Raw genomic sequence first — 3,389 nt, 5'->3', positions numbered from 1 at the left:
GGAGCTGTAGAGGCGAGTGCGTCAGTCGGTGGGCAAATCTTACCGCCTATCATGGGCGCAAGTGCCTTCATTATGGCAGAGACGACAGGGCTACCGTATAGCACTATTGCTTTGGCTGCGTTATTACCTGCTATTCTCTATTATCTAGGCGTTATTGCGCAGGTACATTTTCGCGCCGGTCGCCGTGACTTAAAAGGGATGGCAAAAGAGAGTTTGCCGCAAGTAAAAGAAGTATTAAAAGCGCGCGGTCATATGCTATTGCCGATTGTGTTTTTGATTTATTTATTAATACAAAATGTGCCAGTAGGTTATGCTGCTGCCTATACCATTGGCTTTACTGTTGTCATCAGTATGCTACGCAAAGAAACACGCATGGGCTTTAAAGATATTTTAGGCGCTCTAGAAGATGGCGCACGCCAATCATTAGCAGTGATGGCAGCTTGTGCGGTTGTAGGTATCATCATTGGGGTCGTTAGTTTGACCAGCTTTGGTACGGTAATGACCTCTTCAATTGTCACCTTGGGTGCAGGGTCTTTATTGCTTACTTTGATTTTGACTATGCTAGCTTCGATGGTCTTGGGTATGGGATTGCCCTCTATTCCTGCTTATATCATTACTGCAACTATGGCAGCACCTGCTTTAGCTGGGTTTGATATTCCTATCTTATCAGCGCATATGTTTGTCTTCTATTTTGGGGTGTTTGCTAATATTACACCTCCAGTCTGTTTGGCAGCCTTTGCTGGCGCTGGTATCTCTGGTGGCGATCCGATGAAAACAGGATACTTGTCATTAAAGTTAGCGTTAGCAGGTTTTATCGTCCCGTTTATGTTTATTTATAATCCTGCGATGTTGATGATTGACCCAACAGATCTTGCCGTCACGGCTAAAGAATTTCCTTTGCCGCCGGTCATCGATATTGTTATTGCCGTTGTGACGTCTGTCATTGGTGTGATTGGACTTAGCGCGGCATTAGAGGGTTATTTTAAAAGTGATATGAATGTCGTTACACGCTTAATATTGGCATTAGGTGCATTACTGCTGATTTATCCTGGGCTTATCACAGGTGCAATAGGTGGCATAATAGTACTGGGTATTGCGGCTTTCAATATAAAAAGGAGTAAGGTGCCAACCGCTTTAAATGTTTAACATTGAAGCGTTGCTGCTTTAAGTGAGACAAAAAATTTATAAGCATAAAATAGGGTGAATAGCAGATATCTGCTATTCACCCTTTTTATATTTTAAGATTCGTCATTTTACATTGATATATAGTCAGGGAAAAGCAATATCGATACATAACGTACTGCTGATATCAATTTTTCTTGCTTGCTGTGCCTATGCAGACAGAGGCTGCAAAAAATTTATACCAGCAGTACCGTAGCGTTTTTAAGATATTTTAACTATAGTGAAGTGACGACTCTCACTTAACAGCCAAGTTTACCTTCTGCTGCTAAGGCTTTTTTGCTACGGATAGGTGCTGGGCAATCTTCACCGTAGTACTGACGATCAGCAAAGTAGCTTGAGCGCACCATAGGACCTGCCCAAATATTAAAGAAGCCAATCTTTTTGCCGTAATCCATATAACGCTGGAATTCATCCGGATGCACATAGCGATCGACTGGCGCATGGTCTTTACTGGGTTGTAAATACTGACCAACAGTAATCATATCGACGTTATGCGCTTTTAGATCATCAAGTAGCTTATAGATTTCTTCTTCTGTTTCACCAAGTCCAACCATAAAGCCGCATTTGGTGGCGATATCAGGGCGACGCTCTTTATAGATTTTGAGCAAATCTAATGAATGCTGATAATCAGAACCTGGACGGAAGGCTTTATATAAACGAGGCACGGTTTCGATATTGTGGTTAAAGACATCAGGCGCTGTTTCGGTTAATAAGTCCAACGCGATATCCATACGACCACGGAAATCTGGCACCAAAATCTCGATCAGGCAATTTGGGCTTAGTGCGCGCGATTCATTAAGCACTTCGACGAAATGCATCGCGCCGCCGTCTTTTAAATCATCACGGTCAACAGAAGTGATAACGGCATATTTTAGCCCTAAACCTTGAATGGTTTCAGCAGTATGACGCGGCTCATCTTTATCTAACTCATTTGGACGACCATGTCCGACATCGCAGAACGGGCAACGACGTGTACAGATATCACCCATAATCATAAAGGTGGCGGTACCATCGGCAAAACACTGTGGAAGGTTAGGGCAGGCAGCTTCTTCACAAACGGTATAGAGCTTCTGCTCACGCAAGGTAGATTTGATACGTGCGACTTCAGCAGGTGAAGACAGCTTTACCCGAATCCAATCTGGCTTTTTCTTGGCCTCGACGGTCGGAATAATTTTAATTGGGATACGGGCAACTTTATCGTAGCCACGTAATTTTTCGCCTTGAATGGCTTTTTTGGGTTTTGCGCGGGCAGCAGGCGTGTGCGTTTGTACGGCGTTTGTCATAATCGAATGTTCTCTTAACCCTTGATTGAATAAGGGTTTATGGAATTATTAGAATGCTTTATGAATCGAGTTATTATAGCAGATATTAGGTAGGCAGTTTTTAGGCAATCGTATTAAAGTCACTCTATCAAGGCTACTATGAATCCTCGATTTAACATAGTTTCATTTATTGATATCAATATCTAACTCATTTAGCACTTCTATGGCGGCGCGAAACGCTTCTTGAGTGGCAGGTGCGCCGCAATAAGGCAAGCTATGCATCAAGACTTCTCGAATCTCAGCGACAGTGGCGCCATTATTAATCGCACCTCGGATGTGTCCCTTTAGCTCGTTTGGGCTCTTTTGCGCAATCAAAAAACCAATAGTGATAAGCGAGCGATATTTGCGCGGCAGTACTGAGTCATCTTGCCACGTACTGCCCCAAGCGTGTTCGATAATCCAGTCTTGTAATGGCTGAGTAAATGCCGTTGCTGAGTCAAGCGAGCGTTTGACGTGTGCTGCACCCATCACTTCGGTACGAACTTTTAAACCGTTTTCATAATTGGCGTTTTGATCAGGGTTGTGACCCATACTGTGAGTAGTATTATAATCTTCTGTCTCTTTATTATCCATTGTCATCCTTGGTTTTGTAATTAAATCCTTTGCATTTAATGGGGCTGTTCTCATCAAACATTATAACAGTCGAGCGAGTTTTATTTAACCGCTAATCAAGATATAGTTGATTCCATTTAACAATAAAGACGTGTAACAATAACCAGATACTAAGACAGTAGCGCCGTATCTTTTTAAGTGAATAGACAGTCGTAACCGCACTTTGCTAAGAATATATTTTGAATATTAAAAGACAAAATAACTTCTCAGTATGAAAAATTTAGAATTTATGATATAGGCACCATTAGTCATATTATTTATGGCACTATTTTT

Annotated in this window: 3 protein-coding genes; 1 reads left to right on the top strand and 2 read right to left on the bottom strand. The window is 42.0% G+C overall.

The features are described from left to right. The coding region (locus tag VLN09_RS05430) for a TRAP transporter fused permease subunit (RefSeq protein ID WP_325244418.1) at positions 1-1,146 on the top strand (1,146 nt) is incomplete at its 5' end. Between the two features lie 275 nt (positions 1,147-1,421). On the opposite strand, the gene lipA is transcribed toward VLN09_RS05430, so the two are convergent. Both lipA and VLN09_RS05420 read right to left on the bottom strand, forming a co-directional pair. Next, entirely contained in the window at positions 1,422-2,465 is a 1,044-nt protein-coding gene (gene lipA, locus VLN09_RS05425) for a lipoyl synthase (protein ID WP_011513094.1), read from the bottom strand. Between the two features lie 162 nt (positions 2,466-2,627). Further along, the gene (locus VLN09_RS05420; RefSeq protein ID WP_325244420.1) at positions 2,628-3,035 is read right to left on the bottom strand and encodes a carboxymuconolactone decarboxylase family protein; all 408 of its coding nucleotides are present in this window, start codon (positions 3,033-3,035) and stop codon (positions 2,628-2,630) included. Between the last annotated feature and the right edge of the window lie 354 nt (positions 3,036-3,389).

The organism is Psychrobacter sp., from assembly GCF_035469765.1.
Classification (GTDB): Bacteria; Pseudomonadota; Gammaproteobacteria; order Pseudomonadales; family Moraxellaceae; genus Psychrobacter.
Note: the sequence above shows the minus strand (reverse complement) of the source record. Positions and strands in the feature narration are given on the sequence as shown.